This window comes from uncultured Halomonas sp., assembly GCF_947501415.1.
Classification (GTDB): domain Bacteria; phylum Pseudomonadota; class Gammaproteobacteria; order Pseudomonadales; family Halomonadaceae; genus Halomonas.
Genome location: NZ_CANMVL010000007.1, coordinates 208,651 through 229,245, shown reverse-complemented (window position 1 = coordinate 229,245; position 20,595 = coordinate 208,651). Strand labels below are relative to the sequence as shown.

The 20,595-nt window shown below is 64.0% G+C and carries 15 protein-coding genes and 1 pseudogene; 4 read left to right on the top strand and 12 right to left on the bottom strand.

Features of this window, described 5'->3' with window-relative positions; translation table 11 throughout:
* Window positions 1-25: 25 nt before the first annotated feature.
* The 9 genes from Q0894_RS05650 to rho form a co-directional block, all read right to left on the bottom strand.
* Window positions 26-2,149, bottom strand: coding sequence for a PhoX family phosphatase (locus tag Q0894_RS05650; RefSeq protein WP_299232267.1), 2,124 nt, complete (start codon window positions 2,147-2,149; stop codon window positions 26-28).
* A gap of 138 nt (window positions 2,150-2,287) precedes the next feature.
* On the bottom strand, window positions 2,288-2,800 hold the full coding sequence (locus tag Q0894_RS05645; protein WP_195688745.1) for a DUF3087 family protein: 513 nt from the start codon (window positions 2,798-2,800) through the stop codon (window positions 2,288-2,290).
* A gap of 319 nt (window positions 2,801-3,119) precedes the next feature.
* The gene (locus tag Q0894_RS05640) at window positions 3,120-4,184 is read right to left on the bottom strand and encodes a 3-deoxy-7-phosphoheptulonate synthase (RefSeq protein ID WP_299232263.1); all 1,065 of its coding nucleotides are present in this window, start codon (window positions 4,182-4,184) and stop codon (window positions 3,120-3,122) included.
* A 321-nt stretch (window positions 4,185-4,505) separates the two neighbouring features.
* Window positions 4,506-4,634: a hypothetical protein gene (locus Q0894_RS05635; RefSeq protein WP_299232261.1), complete on the bottom strand. Its 129-nt coding sequence runs from the start codon at window positions 4,632-4,634 to the stop codon at window positions 4,506-4,508.
* An 80-nt stretch (window positions 4,635-4,714) separates the two neighbouring features.
* Window positions 4,715-4,843, bottom strand: a complete 129-nt coding sequence (locus Q0894_RS05630; protein ID WP_299232259.1) for a hypothetical protein — start codon at window positions 4,841-4,843, stop codon at window positions 4,715-4,717.
* Window positions 4,844-4,958: 115 nt separating this feature from the next.
* Complete coding sequence (gene folM / locus Q0894_RS05625; RefSeq protein WP_299232257.1) at window positions 4,959-5,672, bottom strand: dihydromonapterin reductase; 714 nt, start codon at window positions 5,670-5,672, stop codon at window positions 4,959-4,961.
* Entirely contained in the window at window positions 5,669-6,448 is a 780-nt protein-coding gene (locus Q0894_RS05620) for an NAD(P)H-flavin reductase (protein ID WP_299232255.1), read from the bottom strand. The genes folM and Q0894_RS05620 overlap by 4 nt, the downstream gene beginning before the upstream one ends.
* Before the next feature lie 18 nt (window positions 6,449-6,466).
* Window positions 6,467-7,954 (bottom strand): 4-hydroxy-3-polyprenylbenzoate decarboxylase, encoded by a 1,488-nt coding sequence (gene ubiD / locus Q0894_RS05615; RefSeq protein ID WP_299232253.1) that lies wholly within the window; start codon window positions 7,952-7,954, stop codon window positions 6,467-6,469.
* A 73-nt stretch (window positions 7,955-8,027) separates the two neighbouring features.
* Complete coding sequence (gene rho / locus Q0894_RS05610) at window positions 8,028-9,287, bottom strand: transcription termination factor Rho (protein ID WP_132042821.1); 1,260 nt, start codon at window positions 9,285-9,287, stop codon at window positions 8,028-8,030.
* A 436-nt stretch (window positions 9,288-9,723) separates the two neighbouring features.
* Between rho and Q0894_RS05605 the strand changes: the two are divergent.
* Window positions 9,724-10,698 (top strand): annotated as a pseudogene (locus Q0894_RS05605) (Ppx/GppA family phosphatase); the annotation flags it as partial.
* Window positions 10,699-10,706: 8 nt separating this feature from the next.
* Here the strand turns inward: Q0894_RS05605 and tilS are convergent.
* Window positions 10,707-11,984, bottom strand: coding sequence for a tRNA lysidine(34) synthetase TilS (gene tilS, locus Q0894_RS05600; RefSeq protein ID WP_299232252.1), 1,278 nt, complete (start codon window positions 11,982-11,984; stop codon window positions 10,707-10,709).
* A gap of 22 nt (window positions 11,985-12,006) precedes the next feature.
* Window positions 12,007-12,960 carry an acetyl-CoA carboxylase carboxyl transferase subunit alpha gene (gene accA / locus Q0894_RS05595; RefSeq protein WP_299232251.1) on the bottom strand — a complete coding sequence of 318 codons (954 nt, stop codon included), beginning with the start codon at window positions 12,958-12,960 and terminating at the stop codon, window positions 12,007-12,009.
* A 476-nt stretch (window positions 12,961-13,436) separates the two neighbouring features.
* On the opposite strand from accA, the gene Q0894_RS05590 reads away from it, so the two are divergent.
* The 3 genes from Q0894_RS05590 to Q0894_RS05580 all read left to right on the top strand — a co-directional run bounded on the left by Q0894_RS05590 (window position 13,437) and on the right by Q0894_RS05580 (window position 16,965).
* Window positions 13,437-14,894 (top strand): Na+/H+ antiporter NhaC family protein, encoded by a 1,458-nt coding sequence (locus Q0894_RS05590; RefSeq protein ID WP_299232250.1) that lies wholly within the window; start codon window positions 13,437-13,439, stop codon window positions 14,892-14,894.
* 27 nt (window positions 14,895-14,921) lie between these two features.
* Window positions 14,922-16,034 (top strand): class II histone deacetylase, encoded by a 1,113-nt coding sequence (locus Q0894_RS05585; protein WP_299232248.1) that lies wholly within the window; start codon window positions 14,922-14,924, stop codon window positions 16,032-16,034.
* 136 nt (window positions 16,035-16,170) lie between these two features.
* Window positions 16,171-16,965 (top strand): helix-turn-helix transcriptional regulator, encoded by a 795-nt coding sequence (locus Q0894_RS05580; RefSeq protein WP_299232247.1) that lies wholly within the window; start codon window positions 16,171-16,173, stop codon window positions 16,963-16,965.
* Window positions 16,966-17,028: 63 nt separating this feature from the next.
* On the opposite strand, the gene dnaE is transcribed toward Q0894_RS05580, so the two are convergent.
* Window positions 17,029-20,532, bottom strand: a complete 3,504-nt coding sequence (dnaE, locus tag Q0894_RS05575; RefSeq protein WP_299232245.1) for a DNA polymerase III subunit alpha — start codon at window positions 20,530-20,532, stop codon at window positions 17,029-17,031.
* Window positions 20,533-20,595: the final 63 nt, after the last annotated feature.

Genomic DNA, 20,595 nt, shown 5'->3' with positions numbered 1-20,595 from the left:
GACGCCGATGACCTGCCGACTCGCGCTACACCGCGATCTGCCCGCCATCCTGCCTCTGAATCACCACGGTAGACGCCCGGGGCCGCACACTGCCCTGGGCCTCCTCGGTGGCATCCTCCGAGGCCGGCCAGTTGCCTGGGTGCTGGATATTGATAAACAGCGCCGTTCTGTCCGGGGTGGCGAAGATTCCGGTGACCTCGCAGCCGTTGGGTCCCACCGCGAAGCGCTTGAGGTGCTGCTGGTTATCGGCAGTCACCACGGCCTGCTCGCCGCTTGACCCCAGGGCCCCCGGCACCACCGCCAGCAGCTGATCATTGGTGTGCTCGGCGACCCCCTCATAGCCGTTATCGGTCTGGATCCACAGGATCCCCTGACCATCACCACGGTCGTCGTACCAGAGGCCATCGGGGCTGGCGAACTGATTCATCTCGGTCAGCCCGGAGGGGTTGTCGCTATCGGTGGCTGACGCCCCGAAGACGAACACTTCCCATGCGAAGCGAGTCACTCCATCGCCCTCCCGCCAGCGGATGATATGTCCCGCACCGTTGTCGGGACGCGGGTTGGCGGGGTTGGTCGGGGCGGTGGCAAACCCCACACCGGGCTCCTCGACCGCACTGCCGCCATTGGTGAAGGTCTCCTCGCTCCCCTCCCCGGTGCGCTGGCTGTTGTTGGTCAGGGTGATATAGACCTCGCCGGAGGCGGGGTCCACGCTGGCCCACTCGGGACGATCCATGGGCGTGGCCCCCATCAGATCGGCGGCGTCGCAGGTGTTGATGATGATGCCTGCCAGGTCGTCGGCGGCCAACCCCAGCGCCTGGTGGAGGCGGCGACCATCAGTGGTCTTCGCCTCCGGGGTCAGTGGCAACCACTCCCCTCGACCGTCGGCATCGAAGCGCGCGGCATACAGCACGCCGTGATCCAGGTACTTGGCCCCGATGGCCAGGCGGTCATAGGCCTCGCCTGGGCGGTTGGCGTCGGTCGGCTCCCAGGCGGCGGCGGAGACGAACTTGTAGATATACTCGTTGCGGGCGTCGTGCCCGGAGTAGAAGACCACCGGCCTGCCGGGCTGAAGCTTGCCGAGCCAGCAACCCTCGTGACGAAAGCGCCCCAACGCGGTGCGCTTCACGGCTCGGCGAGAGCCGTCGTAGGGATCGATCTCCACCTGATAGCCGAAGGTACGCGCTTCGTTGCGATAGTCCCCGCGGGCATCGGCGTCACGCGGGGTGATATCGAAGCGGGCGAACTCGTCGTTCTGCTCGGAGGAGTCACCCGCCGAGGTCTCCCAGCCATAGCGGGAGCGCCGGGTGGGGACCCCGATGCGAGCATCGTCCCGAAAGCGCTCGCCGGTATTGACGAAGATGTTGGGCCAGTTCTCCTCGCAGGCCAGGTAGGTGCCCCAGGGCGTGAAGCCGTTGCCGCAATTGTTGTTGGTGCCGCGGGCAAGCCTGCCCTCCGGCGAGAAGCGGGTGCGCACATAGTCGCTGCCGGCGACCGGCCCGGAGATATCCATCACGGACGCACTGGTAAGCCGACGGTTATAGGGAGAACCAGGCACATGGCGCCAGTGGCCATCGGCGGACGCCTCCACCTCCACCAGAGTCACCCCGTGGGCATTGATCTCGGTGCGCGACTCCTCGGCGGGGCGGACACCCTCCTCGGCATTGGTCGGGCCTCCCTCAGGCGCCCACAGCGCCTGCTGGTCGATATACTCGTTATTCAGCGCCAGCACGAAGCGCCGGGAGGCCGTCGACTCATCCAGCGCAAAGCCATGCATGCCATCATGGTGCATGCCCACGCTGGTGGCCTGACGCTCCGCGGTCATGGGCAGCCCGTCATGCCACCCCTGGGTCTCTTCAGCGAGCGATGTGCCCCAGGGCACCAGCACCTGGGCGGTATAGCCTGGCGGCACCACCACGGCGTCGGTGCGCGAGCCGCGTACCGATTCGAAGGCCAGGGCCAGTGGCGTCTTCTGGTCGACACTCGAAGCCAGCACCTGAGCGGCCCCACCGAAACCCAGCATCGAGGCGGCCGCCAGCCCCAGGCCGCCACGCATCACACTGCGCCGCGTGACATGACGCTCGAGAACGGAGGCGAAGGGCTCGTTGGTGCCGGGGTTCAGGACGCGGTGATCCTCGATTTCCTTGCTCATGCTGCTCTCCTCGTCGGGTTGGGGAAGCGTCAGACGCTTCCAGCTAACGAGGTCAGACTAGGCGAGAGAGGTGACAGTACGATGAACCGACGGGTGAGAGGCGACATCCTGGCCGCCTGACAGGCGGCCACGCTCGAGCTACCCCTTGCGGAAGGCCGCGAGGTCGTGGGGGTCGAACCCCTCGACGCGCTCGGGCAGGCCCCGCTCCTCCCGGGCCTGACGCACCCTCAGGCGCTCGGCAACGGCTTCGCCATCATCATCCAGGGTGCGACCGTTGAGGTCGGCTAGCTGCAGCATGCCCTGGTGGTAGAACGCGAGCAGATCCAGGGCGGTATCATTGCCCTCCTCGGAGGCACGTCGCAGCCCAGGCAGGTAGCCGCTGACCCGCGCGAGGTGATGCTTGAGCTGCCACGCATAACGCACCTCCGCCATCCAGGGGCGCTCACGCACCACGGCAAATACCAGGCTGGTCGATATCAGGCCCAGCACAACCCCCAACACATTGAGCCAGAAGCCGCCGTCGAAGGCAGCCTGCAGCAACTGGGAAAACAGCAGTCCGAAGACGACCAGCTGGGCCGCCATGGCCAGGCTGATCAGGCGACCCTTGCGGCGGTAAGTTTCGGGGTCGTGCTCCTCGAAGTGAAACGACATGGCGCTCTCCTGGGTAACGAGTCGGGAATCGGGCGCATTATCCCGGCATCGCCACCCGGGGTACAGTGCGGACGATGTACCACCACGCAAGTGCCACCACAGGTGAGAGGCGCCGGGGACAGGCCGGAGAGGGAGTCCTATGCCAGGGGTGAGAAGCACTGCTTCGAACGGGCTGGCCATGGATGGTCAGCACAGGTCCTGCAAGCGGAGCAGGACGCGAGAGCGAAGCAGGGCATCGGTAGCGCCCAGGGATGGGTTTACAGCGCCCCCCTCGATGGTCCGGCACCCCGGGGGCCTGTCGACGGGTCAGCCTCGTGTGCTACCTCAAGCGCTCGGCGGCGGAGAGCAGCAGATGCTCGGTGGTCTCCCAGCCGATGCAAGCATCGGTGACCGACACCCCGTGGCGCAAGCACCCCGGCTCCAGCGACTGCTTTCCCTCGTGAAGATGACTCTCCAGCATCAGCCCGGCGATCGCCGTCTCGCCGGCCAGGCGCTGTGCCAGCACATCGAGCAGCACCTCGCTCTGGCGGCGATGATCCTTGCGTGCGTTGGCGTGGCTGCAGTCCACCATCAGCCGCGGGGAGAGCCCCCCCTCCACCAGGGCGCGACGAGCCGCCTGAACATGATGTGCCTGATAGTTGGGCTCGCCGTGACCGCCGCGCAGCACCAGCTGGGTGTAAGGATTGCCCTCGGTATCGCGGATCACCGGCCGCCCCTCGCTATCCATGCCGAAATGGCTATGGGGATGAGCCGCGGCACGCATGGCATCCAGGGCCACACCGATATCACCACCGGTGGCATTCTTGAAGCCGACCGCCGCCGCGAGACCACTGGCCAGCTCACGGTGCAGCTGGGACTCGGTGGTACGGGCGCCGATCGCCACCCAGGAGAGCAGGTCCTCCAGATAGGGCGCCAGCATCGGCTGCAGAAGTTCGGTGGCCACCGGCAGGCCCAGTGCCGTCACATCACGCATCAGCCGGCGCGAGACCTCGAGGCCGCGAGCCATGTCCCCCGTGCCGTCGAGGCCGGGATCATAGGCCAACCCCTTCCATCCCACGGTAGTGCGCGGCTTCTCGACATAGACCCGCATGACAAGCAGCAGGCGGTCATCCACTCGTGCCGATAGCTCTGCCAGCCGCTGGGCATACTCCAGGGCTGCCCGGGGGTCGTGGATGGAGCAGGGGCCGACCACCACCAGCAGGCGATCATCGTGGCCGGCAAGAATATTGTGCACGGCCTGGCGCTGGCTCTCGACGCGGCGCTTCAGGTCAGCGGAGAGCGGTAGCTCACGGCACAAATCGCCGGGCGTGGGCAGCACTCGAGCGGGATGGGCGGCGGGGCTCAGGGAATCGTTCAGGGGGGCGGCGGCAAGGGTCGCATTCATGGCGTCATCAACTCCGGGTAGCGGTCATACATCGTGTTTGTCGGATGCCACCGATCTCGCTACGGTCGGATGTGGCGGAGTGAGCCGACCGCAGCTCGCTAAATCGCCAGTAGCCGTAATAGCCCACGCAGCATAGGGTCTGGCGGATGGCGATGGATGCGGTCATGGTTCTCTCCTCGATATCTACTGTGCTGTCGGGCGACGTGGCCGTGATGATTTCGGGTAGCCAGGAATGCAGAACCCCCGGGCGGGGCTGCCGTCCGGGGGTTCTGGTGGAGGCGGCCCTGGGGGGTGTGCCTCCGGCGATGTCGTCTCTTGCGCTCAGGACATGGCCGCCGGCACACCGATCATAAAGTAGCCATACCAGAAACCGCTTGTGGCCGCGCACAGCGATCCCACACGCTCGCTGGCGGCGTGATGGTGAAAGCGGTGGGTGGCGGGTGCGGTCATGGGTCTCTCCTGTGCAGTCGCTTTATCGTGCCGCATCGCGGCAGGGCTGACAAGGCCCATCACGCCAAAGGCCAAATGGTTCAGCCGGCGAACAGCTGGTACCAGCCGATGGTGGCCGGCAGGCAGCTCATGGCCACCAGCACGACCAGTCCCATGATGATGGACAGCAGGCCGCTGTTGTCGCTGAAATTCTCGTCATGTCCCGCCATGTGTCGCTCCTTCGATTGCGTCAGGATCTTGGGTCAGGGTAAGGCACTATTCTAGCGAAGATGACGACCACCGGCACGGCGCCGATGGTCGCACTCTGCTGATCATTGTGCAGGCTCAGCGCAAATGGCGACCGCCATCCACCGGCAGGGTAGCGCCGGTGACATAGCGGTTGTCGAGCAGGTAGCGCAGGGTCTGATAGATGACCCCGGGGCCAGGCACCTTCCGCATCACCGACTTGGCGCGCGCCTTCTCGGCATAGGCCTCGTCGTCGTCCTCACCCAGCATGATCAGCGCCGGGGCGATGGCGTTGACCTGAATATCGGGGGCGTACATGGCGGCGAACGACAGGGTCAGGTTATCGAGCCCCGCCTTGCTGGCGGCATAGGCGGCGTGCTTCCGGGAGCCCTTCTGCACCACGTAATCGGTCATATGCACGATATCGCGCTGGGGCTCGCTGCACGCCTCGAGCAACCCGCGGGCGTGCAGGTTGATCAGATAGGGGGCCTGCATATGCACCCGGAACAGCCGCTCGAAGATCGCCCCCGCCTCCTCCCCGCAGGAGTCGGGCGCCCAGTCGCTGGCGTTATGCACGATGGCACGCAGCGACGCCGTCTCGCGCTTGAGCCGCGCAATGAAGTCGAGGATACCCGCCTCGCTGGCGAAGTCGGCCTGCAGGGTGACGATACCTCGCTCGCGCAGCGCCTCGAGCTCGGGCCGCTCGCGACGATAGCTGATGATCACCGGATGGCCGTCGTTGATCAGCTGCTCGGCGCAGTGGCGACCCAGCCGCTGAGCGCCGCCGGTGATCAGGATCGGCGAAGCGCTCATGCACCGGCCTCATGCTGCAGGCTGCCCGTGGTGGGCACGATGGGGTCGCGGGGCGCATAGGCGAACACGTCGGAGAACACCCGCGAGGGCGACAGGCCCAACGAGGCCAGCACATCGACGCAGGCGTAGACCATGCCCGGTGAGCCGGAGAGGTAGACATCCTGCTCCGAGACATCCTCGAGCCCATTGGCCAGCGCCTGGTCGATGCGGCCGTGATGCCCCACTACTCGTTCGCCGGACCAGGGCAGCGCCGGGGCCACCTCGGTGACCGGGTGGAAGTGGAAGTGGCGATGCGACTCGGCCCACTCCCGGGGCAGGCTCTCCAGATAGAGGTCGCGCTCCTCCCGCGCCGCCCACCACAGGGCGATCTCGCGCTCGGGGTCGGCAGCCAGCGCCCCCTCGACCAGCGCTTTCATCTGGGCGAAGCCGGTCCCGGCGGCGATCAGCAGCAACGGCCGTCGACTGTCGGGGTCGAGCACGCAGTCACCGCCGGGCAGGCGCAGGGTCAGGTGGTTGGCCACCTTGACCATCTCGCGCAGCCGCACGGAGTTGCCGCGCTCCGGCCAGTGCTGGATATGCAGCTCGATCTCGCCGTCGCCACGCCAGGCATTGGCGATGGAGAACGGCACCCAGACCTCTTCGGCGAGCTTGAGCTCCAGGTATTGGCCGGGGTCATGGGCGACCGCCTCGGCGCGTCCGTCGAGTCGGACGCGGAAGACGTCCTGGCTGAGGTCCTCGACCTCGGTGACCGGGCAGGTCAGGATCCTTGGCGTCATGAAATCCTCGTACGCATGTCAGGGGGTCTTGTTGTCGGGGAGTTCGATGCCCAGCTCGTTCCAGCGCTCGCTGACGCGGGCCTTGACGGCCTCGTCCATGACGATGGGCTCGCCCCACTCTCGGTCGGTTTCGCCGGGCCACTTGTTGGTGGCATCCAGGCCCATCTTGGAGCCCAGGCCCGAGACGGGCGAGGCGAAGTCCAGATAGTCGATGGGAGTGTTCTCCACCATCACGGTATCGCGGGCCGGGTCCATGCGCGTGGTGATGGCCCAGATCACATCCTTCCAGTCGCGGGCATCGACGTCGTCATCGAGCACCACCACGAATTTGGTGTACATGAACTGGCGCAGAAAGCTCCAGACGCCCATCATCACCCGCTTGGCGTGACCGGGATACTGCTTCTTCATGGTCACGACGGCCATGCGGTAGGAGCAGCCCTCCGGCGGGAGATAGAAGTCAACGATCTCCGGGAACTGTCGACGCAGGATCGGCACGAACACCTCGTTCAGCGCCAGGCCCAGGATAGCCGGCTCATCGGGAGGACGTCCGGTATAGGTGGAGTGATAGATGGCATTCTCGCGCATGGTCATGCGCGTCACCGTGAATACCGGGAAGCTGTCGACCTCGTTGTAGTAACCGGTATGGTCACCATAGGGGCCTTCCGGCGCCATGTCATCGGGGTAGATGAAGCCCTCGAGGATGATCTCCGCCGAGGCCGGCACCTCCAGGTCGACATGGCCACACTTGACCAGCTCGGTGCGCGAGCCGCGCAGCAGCCCCGCGAAGGCGTATTCGGAGAGCGAGTCGGGCACCGGGGTCACCGCACCCAGGATGGTGGCCGGGTCGGCCCCTAGCGCCACCGCCACCGGGAAAGGCTCGCCGGGGTGTGCCTGCTGAAACTCCTGAAAGTCCAGCGCCCCACCGCGATGGGAGAGCCAGCGCATGATCAGCCGGTTCCGGCCGAGCTTCTGCTGCCGATAGATGCCCAGGTTCTGGCGCTTCTTGTGGGGCCCCCGAGTGATCACCAGCGGCCAGGTGACCAGTGGTGCGGCATCACCGGGCCAGCAGTGCTGAATCGGCAGGCGGTCAAGATCGACCTCCTCTCCCTCGTAGACCAGCGCCTGTACCGGGGCCGAGCGCACGCTCTTGGGCCCCATGCTCATCACCTGCTTGAAGATCGGCAGCTTGTCCCAGGCATCACGAAAGCCCTTGGGAGGCTCCGGCTCCTTGAGGAAGGCGAGCAGCTCACCCACCTCACGCAGGGCGGCAACCGAGTCCTGTCCCATGCCCAGGGCCACCCGGCGCGGCGTGCCGAAGAGGTTGCCCAGCAGCGGCATATCATGGCCCTTGACGTTCTCGAACAGCAGGGCCGGCCCTCCCGCGCGCAGGGTGCGATCGCAGATCTCGGTGATCTCGAGGTAGGGGTCCACCTCGGCGCTGATGCGCTTGAGCTCTCCCTGAGCCTCCAGGGCAGCGATAAACTCGCGCAGATCCTTGTACTTCATTCGGACTTCCCGATCCCAGAATGACGAAAGGGGCAGCATAGCATGCTACCCCTTCGCTCACTGACTGATACGGCTAGCGGCGCTTCATTGCCTCGAAGAACTCGATGTTGGTCTTGGTATCCTTGAGGCGGTCAATCAGGAACTCGGTGGCCGCGGTATCCTCCATGGGATTGAGCAGCTTGCGCAGGATCCACATGCGCTGCATCTCGTCCTCGGAGGCCAGCAGATCCTCGCGACGGGTACCGGAACGGCGAATATTGATCGCCGGATAGACGCGACGCTCGGCCAGCTTGCGATCGAGGTGCGCCTCCATGTTGCCGGTGCCCTTGAACTCCTCGAAGATCACCTCGTCCATCTTGGAGCCGGTGTCGACCAGCGCGGTGGCGATGATGGTCAGGCTGCCGCCCTCCTCGATATTGCGCGCCGCACCGAAGAAGCGCTTGGGCTTCTCGAGGGCGTGGGCATCGACACCACCGGTGAGCACCTTGCCGGAGCTCGGCACCACGGTATTGTAGGCACGCGCCAGACGGGTGATGGAGTCGAGCAGGATCACCACATCCTTCTTGTGCTCCACCAGGCGCTTGGCCTTCTCGATCACCATCTCGGCGACCTGCACATGGCGTGCCGGTGGCTCATCGAAGGTCGAGGCCACCACCTCGCCGCGCACGGTGCGTGACATCTCGGTCACCTCCTCCGGGCGCTCGTCGATCAGCAGAACGATCAGGTGACACTCGGGGTTGTTGCGTGTGATCGAGGTGGCGATATTCTGCAGCATCAGCGTCTTGCCCGCCTTGGGCGGAGAGACCAGCAGGCCGCGCTGCCCCTTGCCGATGGGGGCCACCAGATCGATGATCCGCGCCGTGAGATCCTCGGTGGAGCCGTTGCCGATCTCCGTGCGCAGCCGCTCCTGAGGGAACAGCGGCGTGAGGTTCTCGAACAGGATCTTGTGCTTGGCGTTCTCCGGCCGATCGAAGTTGATCTGGCTGACCTTGAGCAGGGCGAAGTAGCGCTCTCCCTCCTTGGGCGGGCGAATCTTGCCGGAGATGGAGTCGCCCTTGCGCAGGTTGAAGCGGCGAATCTGTGACGGCGAGACATAGATGTCATCGGGCCCGGCCAGGTAGGAGCTGTCGGCGCTGCGCAGGAAGCCGAAGCCATCCTGAAGGATCTCCAGCACGCCATCGCCATAGATCGGCTCGCCACTCTTGGCGTGCTTCTTGAGGATGGCAAAGATGATGTCCTGCTTGCGAGAACGTGCCAGGTTGTCGATGCCCATCTCGCGGGCCATCTCCAGCAGTTCCGGCACGGGCTTTTGCTTGAGTTCGGTAAGATTCATCGGTGTGTTCAGACGTTGCTCTTGGTAAGCCGGGCGGCATGCGCCGTGAGGAAAAGCGACAGGAGGCGAGAAGAAGACGCCCTGTAGGTGCGTTCAGAGCCCGGACAGGCTACCTCTGGACATGATGCGTCGTATGGCCATGGGCGGTCGGCCGCACGGGGCTGCCGAACCGATAGCGAGAGCGAGGAAGCAGGTTCATTTCGCCTGATCAGGGGTTCGGGGCCGCTAGGCCGGGAACACGATCTGATGCAGTGGGCTGTCTGACGACTTGGAAGTGACCGAGACGAATCGCCGGTTCGGTCGGAAAGCATTTGGAACAGGCGAACGCCTCGATACTAGACAAGCCCGCCGATGAACGCAAGCCCTGCCATTCGTGGCGATTGACAGCGCCGCGGCTTGGCAGCACCCTTTTTCGAGACCCGTCGAAGGAAGATTCATGAACTCGCCACAGGACCCGGCTCCCCTCGCCCAGGATGGCACCAGCGCCCCCCGCCTGGCCGCCATCGACCTGGGCTCCAACAGCTTTCATCTGCTGGTGGCCGGCTACCGGAACCACCGCCTGCAGATTATCTCGCGCCTCGGCGAGAAGGTGCAGCTCGCCGCGGGTCTCGACGATAGCGGCACCCTCGACGACGCCAGCATGGCAAGAGGCCTGCGGTGCCTGGAACACTTTGCCCCCCTGCTGGAGGGTGTCACGCCGCGCCACCTGCGCATCGTGGGGACCAGCGCCCTGCGCGAGGCCACCAACAGCGGGGCCTTTATCGAACTTGCCAGGACCCGCCTGGGGCACCGGGTCGAGATCATCTCCGGCCGCGAGGAGGCACGTCTGATCTATCTGGGCGCCGCCCATGCCCTCGCCAACCGGAACCTCGCCGACCAGGCTCTCGGACCAGCCAACAGACGACTGGTCACCGACATCGGCGGCGGATCCACCGAGGTCATCATCGGCGAAGGCTTCGCGCCACTGGCGCTGGAGAGTCTGAGCATGGGCTGCGTGACCTTCTCTCGCCGCTTCTTCGCCGACGGCGAGATCACCGAGCAGCGCATGCGTTGGGCAGAGCTTGCCGCCCTCTCCGAGCTGGCCGCGATCTGTCCGGCCTATCGAGAACTGGGGTGGCAGCAGGCGATTGGCACCAGTGGCACCCTCCAGGCCGCCGCCTCGGTGCTGGCGAAGAGTGGCGACTGCCGGGAAGGGCAGATCACCCGCGGGGGCTTGATCGAACTGCGCCGCCGGCTGATCGAGTTCAAGCATCTGGACAGGGTCTCGCTGGAGGGGCTGAAGCCCGATCGTGCACGGGTCTTCCCTGCGGGCATGGCGATACTTGGCGCCATCTTCGAGGCCTTCGGGCTCGAGCAGATGGACTACACCGATGGCGCCCTGCGCGAAGGTGTGCTCTACGACCTGGTGGGGCTACACGACTAGGGCGCGGCCGCCTGCCACCCCTCGGCCAGCGCCAGCCAGCGCCCGGTGTCCGGTACGAGGACCGCCACCGGCGTTTCCCCCGCCAGGATCACCACCAGCCGCTCGCGCTCCCAGGGCGGCACTTCCAGCTCCTGAAGCAGCCGTTTGAGATCGCGCCGTCCACGCCCGGCCAGGCGCAGGCGTTCGCCACCGCGGCGCGGCATGGCCCTCAACGGCTGCCCGCCCCCCTCCGGCCCCGCCAACGCGACCTCACAGTGACCGTAGGGGGTGACGAGCGGCGAGGCGCCATCCCACTCCACCTGCCATAAGGTCGAGAGAGGGGGCATCGACGCCATCAGATAAAGATGGCCTCGCCATATTCGCGCCTCGCCGCCAGGCCAGGTGATTCGCGTCTCGGCGTCCCGGCGCGCATGCAGCTGCGCCAGCAGACTCTCCAGGCGACGCGCCGGCGGTAGCACCAGTCCCAGCCGCCCACAACAGTGACGCACCAGCAGGCGACGACGCGGCAACGACAGCCGGGTCAGGCCATCGAGGGGCAGACAGCCCGGATCGCCGTTCAGGGAGGCCAGATCAAGCTCCGCCAGCTCCCCCAACAAGCCATCGGCCTCGCCACAGAGCGCTGCACTGCGCCCCAGCGATCGAGTGGCCTGGGGCCAGCGCTCGACCAGATGCGGCAGGATGGCATGGCGCAGATAGTTGCGATCCTGATCGCTATCCGCGTTGCTGGGGTCTTCCGCCCAGGCGAGGCCACGGCGTGCCGCCTCGGCCTCGAGCCGCGCTCGGGAGATCTCCAGCAACGGGCGCAGCAGACGCCGACCCTGCCAGTCTCGCTCGGCAGGCATGCCGGCCAGGCCGCGAACCCCGCTCCCGCGCAGGGCGGCGAGCAGAAGCGTTTCCGCCTGATCATCGCGATGCTGGGCCAGCATCAGTCTATCGCCTGGCGCCACATGCCGATGGAAGGCCGCGTAGCGCGCCTCTCGGGCGGCGCCCTCGAGCCCCTGGCCGGTGGCAAGGTCGACATCGACCCGCGCCACGCTGAGCGGCACCTCGAGGCGCTCGCACAGCACCCGGCAGTGTGTCTCGAAGTCATCGGCGGCGGCCTGCAGGCCATGGTGAACATGAATCGCGCGAAGGGGACGGGGGTGACGCCGACAGGCATCGGCGGCCAGGGTCAGCAGCAGGGAGGAGTCCAGGCCACCGGAGAGGGCTACCCATACACAACGCCCCGGCGCAGTCTGCGCCAGGGCGTTGTCGATCAAGGTCTGCAGTTCCATGCTGGCACCCGGAAGCGAGCCGTTACGCCGGCGCCCCATAGCTCATCAAGCGCTGATAGCGACGCTCCAGCAGGGCATCGGTATCCATGGCATCGAGACGTTCCAGGCTGGCCAGCAAGGCCTCCTTGACGCGCTCGGCGGTGGCTTCCGGCTGGCGATGGGCGCCGCCCAAAGGCTCGGGAATCAGGGTATCGACCAGACCCAGCTCCTTGAGGCGCTCGGCGGTGATCCCCATGGCCTGGGCCGCATCGGAGGCCTTGTCGGCGCTCTTCCACAGGATCGAGGCGCAGCCCTCGGGGGAGATCACCGAGTAGGTGGAGTACTGCAGCATGGCCAGCTCGTCGCAGACGCCGATGGCAAGCGCCCCGCCGGAGCCACCCTCGCCCACCACGGTGGCCAGCACCGGTGTGCGCAGGCGCGACATCACGCCAAGGTTGTAGGCGATGGCCTCGGACTGGCCGCGCTCCTCGGCGTCGATGCCGGGGTAGGCGCCGGGGGTGTCGATAAAGGTCAACACCGGCATGCCGAAGCGCTCGGCCATCTCCATCAGTCGACACGCCTTGCGGTAACCCTCGGGACGCGGCATCCCGAAGTTGCGGCGTACCTTCTCGTGGACATCACGCCCCTTCTGGTGGCCGATCACCATGACCGGGCGGTCGTCGAGGCGTGCCACCCCGCCGACGATGGCGGCATCATCGGCGAAACGACGATCGCCATGAAGTTCGTCGAAATCGCTGAATACGTGCTCCAGGTAGTCCAGGGTATAGGGACGCTGGGGATGCCGGGAGAGCTGCGAGACCTGCCACGGGCTGAGGTCCTTGAAGATCGACTCGGTGAGCTTGCGGCTCTTCTCCTCGAGACGCTCGATCTCGTCACTGAGGCTGACCTGGCTGTCGTTGCCGACCAGCCTGAGCTCCTCGATCTTGGCCTGGAGCTCGGCGATGGGCTGTTCGAAGTCGAGATAGTTGGGATTCATTGGCGGCTGGCCCTATGGTGTTCCGCCGGCCGCCACAAGCGGCACGACCGGCACGTATAAAGGAAAGTGACAGGCATTATCGCACCCTCAACGCACCACGCAAGGCACCAAACAAGGCGTCGGGCAAGAACCGGTGAAGCATGGCCGTCAGAGAGAACGGCTCGAAGCGCCCGGACACACGAAAGACGCCAACTCCTCCACGCCCTGCAAGCTCCGGAGGGGCGCTGAACCGCACCGGCTTTCTCGGAGAACCGTTGGTTTGGGCCATGCCGCCTTTTTGGCCTGACCCTGTTGCTCATAATACAGCGCTTCTCGCTCGGCCATCGGCATGTTGCTGTTCGGCTCCAGCCTGCTTCCCGTGTGAGTGGATGAGAACATAGAAAGGCATTATCCCCTTGGGGATATCGCCAGTTCGCTCACTTTCACGTTGTACTGAGCCCGTCATTCACACTCTCTACAACAACAAGGTGAGCGAAATGGACAAACCAGCGTCCTATCCGCGTGGGCACGGCCTGCGCGCTGACAGCGGTTTGCGTCGTGGGCTGATTTTTCTGCTCGTGGTACTGGTGGCTAGTCTCAGCGGTCACTGGCTGGGGGAGCATGGCAGCTACGGTGTTTACGTGCTACTGCCTACACTAGTAGTAATTAGCATGGCCTTGATCACCCAGCGTACTCTCGAAGCACTACTCGCCGGCGCCCTGAGCGGCTTTTTGCTGCTCTCTCCTACCACTGCCATTCAAGACATGGCTGGCATCGGCCTCACGGTCATGCAAGACCCCACCATGGGGTGGATTACGCTGGTATGTGGTCTGCTCGGCAGCCTGATCGGGCTTTTGCAGTTCGCCAGAGGCACCGAAGCCTTCAGCCTCAGCGCTGGCCGTTATCTGAAATCACGCCGTAGTGCCATGCTAGGCAGTACTGCACTAGGTGCCTTGATTTTTATCGATGACTACCTCAACGCCATGACCGTCTCAGCAGCAATGAAGCAACTCTTCGATAAGTTAAAGATTTCACGCTCGATGTTGGCTTATATTGTTGACTCCACCGCTGCACCAATCTGTTTGCTCATCCCCTTTTCCACTTGGGCAATCTATCTAGCAGGGCTTCTTGAAAGTAACGCGGTCGCCGAACCTGGACAAGGCTTCAGCTACTACCTCGGTCTGGTGCCCTACCTCTTCTATCCTTGGGTGGCCTTTGGGCTGGTCATTCTCGTGGCGTTGGGGATAGTGCCTGCCGTAGGTCGCATGAAGTCCGCCGAACAGGGCCAAGAGCTTCGCCTGGACGACGACAGCGTGACTCGGCAGGAGGAGTCCTGCACACACCGTCCGCCTCGTCTTGTTAACTTCATCCTGCCAGTAGCAACTTTACTGCTGGCTACCTGGTGGTTCGATATTGATGCGCTAATCGGCGTGGGGTTCGCGCTTCTGATGACCTTGGCGCTTTATGTGGCACAGGACATTGCTCCTCTAAACCGCCTCTTCGACGAACTCCTGGCAGGCTTTCAACAAATGCTTCTTCCTTTAGGCATCGTCTTTGCCGCTTTCATGCTCCAGTCAGTCAACGAATCACTAGGACTGACAGGAACGCTAATCGGCTGGGTAGAACCACTAATGCAAGGATCCTGGCTGCCGGGAATTACCTTTCTCGTTCTTGCGGCTCTCGCCTTTGCGACCGGGTCTTTCTGGGGCATTTACGCCATCGCCTTCCCCATCGTAATACCACTGGCTCAAGCCACTGATGCCTCGCTGCCACTCACGCTGGGCGCCATGATATCGGCCGGCGCATTCGGCTCCCATGCCTGCTTCTTCGGCGACTCAACCGTACTCAGCGCAAGGGGGTGCGGCATCTCTCCCATGCAGCACGCCTTGACCCAGCTGCCCTATGTGTTGCTAGCCGCTCTGGGTAGCACCGTTCTTTTCTTTATTCTTGGCTAACGAGCAATATCAACGAGGATATATACCATGCGCCGCACCGCTTTTGCCTTTCATGAACACTGCCTATGGCATGACAGTGGACCGTGCTCTGTCTTTGCCGAGCCTGGTGGCCACGTACAGCCAGCCGGGGCCGCCGAACACCCCGAAACCAAACGACGGCTTAGAAACTTGCTGGCAGTCACTGGCTTGCTGGACGAGTTAATCCCGGTCCAGGGCGCTCCAGCAGAGGAGGAAGACCTACTGCGTTTCCACACTCGCGACTATCTAGCACGCTTAGCAGCCATGAGTGAACAGGGCTTCGGGGATGCCGGTGAGTATGCTCCACTACGCAAAGACAGCTATATCATCGCCAAACGCTCCACAGGCCAGGCCATCGCCGCTATGGATGCCGTACTACGCGGCGACTGCGATAACGCTTACGCTCTGTGTCGGCCACCCGGCCATCACGCAGAACGCGATCGGGGACGTGGGTTCTGTCTACTGGGCAATATCCCAGTCGCTGTGATGACAATGATGCAGCAGCATGATATCAGCCGCGTTGCCGTGCTTGACTGGGATGTCCACCACGGCAACGGTACACAGCAAGCATTCTGGGAACGCGATGATGTCCTCGCTATCTCACTTCATCATGACAGCAACTTCCCAGTAGGCAGCGGAGGGCTCGAGGAGCGGGGTGAGGGCGCCGGGTTTGGATATAATCTTAACGTCCCCTTGCCCGCGGGCAGCGGCATCGGTGCCTATCAAGCCTGCCTGGATAGAGTGGTGGCACCAGCTCTAGAGCGTTTCAAGCCCGAAATGATCGTAGTGGCTTGCGGATATGATGCCAGCGCCATGGACCCTCTGGGCTGCATGCTCCTCAACAGCACCGCCTACGGCCACATGACGGCACAGCTCGTTGCAATCGCTGACCGTCTTTGCCAAGGTCGGCTCGTGATGGTACATGAGGGAGGCTACTCAGAAGGTTATGTGCCATTTTGTGGACATGCAACGATTCAAGCCCTGTCGGGGAGTACAACCACTGCGAACGACCCCGCCAATGACGAAATCGCACAGTGGGGTGGTCAAGAGCTACAGCCACACCAGGCCGAACTGATTGGCCGTGCCGCTGACTTGGTGGGGGATATCTGCGGCCCTGACTGATGCTTATGGAGCACGTGGGGGGTTGCAACACAGGAGGTTTCCGGAAGCGGCACTGGTTTTACTTCCGGGAGCAAGGCATGTACCAAGTCAGCCGTGTAGAGTAGGGGCAGATATTATTAGTAAATTGCATGCTTCCATGACGCCACCTGCTTCACAACCTCCTGCCAGCCTGGCCCCCATGGCCAGGCTGGCGGCCCAGGTACGATCTCCGGAGTTTATCTCTGGCCTGGGTCGAACACTGGAAGCCTACTTTCCTGGCATCAGTTATGTCGTCTTTCACTTTGCTGACAAGGGGCGACCCACTGCACTGGCTCATAACCTGCCCCCCAGCCTGGAGCAACGAGTCCTGCAGCCCTACGCGGAACGTATGTATTTGCTCGACCCATGCTACCGCCACTGGCAAGCCAAGCGACGCCCCGGACTGGCTAGCCTCGATGAGCTAGCCCCCGCCGGGTTTCGCAAAAGTGATTACTACGCCACCTATTACCGAGATCTCGGCCTCTATGACGAAGCCGTAGCTTTTTTCCCCCTCGACGAAAAGGATTGTGTCTCGCTCTCCTTTGGCTTTTATCGCCGTAACTCTGCTCCCAATCAGGCAGAGTTGATCGCGACTCTCGAGTACCTTTTCCCTCTTCTCGAAGCACTCATTCACCAATTCTGGCTGGCCAGCAGTCTTCACCTTCCTACTCCCGATGAGGCACCTAGCCTACTGCACAGCTTCGGCCACGATGTACTCAGCGAACGCGAACGCCAAGTTGCCTGGCTGATACTACGTGGCCATACCGGCCCTGAGATAGCCAGCAACTTGGGCATTACAGCGGGCACTGTCAAGAATCATCGCAAGCGACTCTACGCAAAGTTGAACATCAACAGTCAAGCCGAGCTATTTCGTCAGTTTATGCTGTTCCAGCACCAAGAAACCCTAATTTAAAACAACACCTTCAGCAGCAGAACCAGGATGATTAACGAGCAAAACCAACTGCAACTCCCCTGGCTAGCGGTACTTCAGTCGTACCCCATCCTGGCCCTGGACCTCGCGCAGGCCGATCAACAGCTCATCGGTCGGGGCCACCCTCCACTCCTCGGCAAGCTCCAGCCAGCCGGTGGCCTGGGCATTGCGATAGCGTAGCCGAACCGGCAGCCCCTCGACATCGCGATGTGGGTCGAGGCTTGCACGCAGCGAGTCGACCAGCCGCCCGTTGACCGCCGAGCCGTCCAGGGAGAGCTCCACCGCCTGACCGTAACGGGTCCGTGCGGCGACCATGGGGGTGATCTCCTTGCCACGCAGGCGAAGTCCTCCCGAGTAGTCGTCACTGGAGACCTCACCCTCGACGATCAGCACCTGGTCGGTCTCGAGCTGGCCACGCATCTGGTCGAAGAGTTCACCGAACAGCGACGCCTCGATGCGGCCGGTGCGATCGTCCAGGGTCAGGAAGGCCATGGTGTCGCCACGCTTGGACTTCATGGTCCTTACCCCCACGACCAGCCCCGCGACACGCTGAGGCTCCCGAGAGGGCTTGAGGTCGGCGATACGGGTGGAGACGAAGCGCTCCAGCTCCTTCTCGTACTCGTCGATGGGGTGGCCGGTAAGGTAGAGACCCAGCGTGTCCTTCTCACCCGAGAGACGCTGCTTGTCGCTCCATTCGCGCACTCCGCGATACTCCGCGTAGGCGTCACCCTCCTCGGTGGGCTCGGCAAAGGCCTCCCCGAACATGTCGATCATGCCCAGGCTCTGGTTGGTCTGGGTCTGGGCCGCGGCCTTGAGGGCATCATCCAGGGCGGCGGTGAGCACCGCACGATTGGGCCCCAGGGTATCCAGGGCGCCGGATCGAATCAGCGCCTCGAGCGTGCGCTTGTTCATGCGCTTGGGATCGATACGGCGGCAGAAGTCGAAGAGGTCAGTGAAGGGGCCGCCGGCCTCGCGAGCCTCGACGATGGCGCCGATGGGCCCCTCGCCCACACCGCGAATCGCTCCAAGGCCGTAGATCACCCGTGCCTGTTCATCGACGCTGAACTTGTAGCTGCCGACATTGACGTCCGGTGGCGTCACGGTCAGCCCGAGGTTGCGACACTCCTCGATCAGCGGCACCACCTTGTCGAGGTTATCCATCTCGGTGGAGATCACCGCCGCCATGAAGGGGCCGGGATAGTGCGCCTTCAGCCACGCCGTCTGGTAGGAGACCAATGCGTAGGCCGCCGAGTGAGACTTGTTGAAGCCATAACCGGCAAACTTCTCCACCAGGTCGAAGATATTGCCGGCAAGATCCGCATCAATACCGTTGGCTTCGCACCCCTCCATGAAACCGGCGCGCTGCTTGGCCATCTCCTCGGGCTTCTTCTTGCCCATGGCCCGTCGCAGCATGTCGGCCTGCCCCAGGCTGTAGCCGGCCATCACCTGGGCGATCTGCATCACCTGCTCCTGGTAGAGGATGATGCCGTAGGTGGGGGCAAGCACCGGCTCGAGCAGTTCATGCTGGTAGTCCGGGTGAGGGTAGGAGATCTCGGCCCGGCCATGCTTGCGGTTGATGAAGTCGTCGACCATGCCGGACTGCAGGGGCCCCGGACGGAACAGCGCCACCAGGGCGATCATGTCCTCGAGGGAGTCAGGCAGCAGACGCTTGATCAGCTCCTTCATGCCGCGGGATTCGAGCTGGAACACCGCCGTGGTCTCGGCACGCTTGAGCATCTCGAAGGTGGGCGCGTCGTCCAACGGAATGGTGTCGATGTTCAGCGGCCCCTGCCCCTCGACGGCCCGCACCTTGTCGACCATCTCCAACGCCCAGTCGATGATGGTGAGGGTACGCAGGCCGAGGAAGTCGAACTTGACCAGGCCGGCATCCTCGATGTCGTTCTTGTCGAACTGCACCACCAGGCCGGAGCCGTCCTCATCGCAGAGCAGTGGCGAGAAGTCGGTGAGCTTGGTCGGTGCGATCACCACGCCACCGGCATGCTTGCCGGTGCCCCGGGTGATGCCCTCCAGCTTGAGGGCCATCTCCCAGATCTCGGCGGCTTCCTCGTCGTTGTCGAGGAACTCCTTGAGCGCCGGCTCGGCCTCGATCGCCTTGGCCAGCGTCATGCCGACCTCGAAGGGGATCAGCTTGGAAAGCTTGTCGCCCAGCGAGTAGGGCTTGCCCTGGGCACGCGCCACATCACGCACCACCGCCTTGGCTGCCATGGTGCCAAAGGTGACGATCTGGGAGACGGCGTCGCGCCCGTAACGATCCGCCACATAGTCGATCACCCGGTCGCGCTTCTCCATGCAGAAGTCGACGTCAAAGTCGGGCATCGAGACCCGCTCGGGGTTGAGGAAGCGCTCGAAGAGAAGATCGTAACCGATGGGGTCGAGATCGGTGATCTTCTGGGCGTAGGCGACCAGCGAGCCGGCACCGGAGCCGCGCCCGGGGCCCACCGGCACGTCGTTGTCCTTGGCCCACTGGATGAAGTCCATCACGATCAGGAAGTAGCCGGGGAAGCCCATCTGAATGATGATCTCGAGCTCGAAATCGAGCCGCTGGCGATAGCGGGCATCGATCTCGGCGTACTCGGCACCATCCCTTGGGTACTGCTCGGGCGGAAAGAGGAAGTCCAGGCGCTCGGTGAGGCCGTCGTGGGAGACCTTGCGGAAATAGTCGTCCTGGGTCAGCCCGTCGGGGATCTCGAACTCGGGCAGGAAGATCTCGCCCAGGCGCACCTCGACACTGCAGCGGGCAGCGATCATCACGCTGTTGGTCAGCGCCTCGGGGACGTCGGCAAACAGCGCCGCCATCTCCTCGGGGCTCTTCAGGTACTGCTCCTCGGTGTATTTCTTCTCGCGACGCCGGTCATCCAGCGCCTTGCCTTCGCCGATGGCCACGCGTGTCTCGTGGGCCCAGAAGTCCTCCTTCTCGAGGAAGCGCACGTCATTGGTGGCGACCACCGGGGTGCCGGTCTCGGCGGCCAGCGCCACCGAAAGGTGCAGACACTCCTCTTCACCCGGGCGACCGGTGCGCATCAGCTCCAGATAGAAGCGACCGGGGAAGGCCTCATTCCACTGTGCCAGAATCTCTCGAGCCTCATCGGGATGGTCGCTGAGCAGGTGGCGTCCCACCTCCCCCTCTCGCCCACCGGAGAGCGCGATCAGCCCCTCGCTGCGCTCCAGCACCCAGTCACGCTGGAGCAACGCCTGGCCCAGCCGCTGCCCCTCCATCCAGCCCCGGGAGATCAGCTCGGTCAGATGCCGGTAGCCCACCTCGTTCATGGCCAGCAGGGTCACCCGGTAGGGGTGAGCGTCATCATGAGGGTTGGTCAGCCACAGGTCGGCACCGATGATCGGCTTGAGACCGGCACCCTGGGCGGCCGTATAGAACTTGACCAGTCCAAAGAGGTTGGCCTCGTCGGTAACGGCCAGTGCCGGCATGCCCAGCCCGGCCGCCTGCTTGACCAACGGCTTGAGGCGCAGCAGGCCGTCGACCAGGGAGTATTCGGTATGGACGCGAAGATGGACAAAGGGCGTGGTCATAGGGGGCTCGGGCTTGGCGGTGAATAGTCAATACAGGAAGCTCGAGGCTAATCCCGGCAGCAG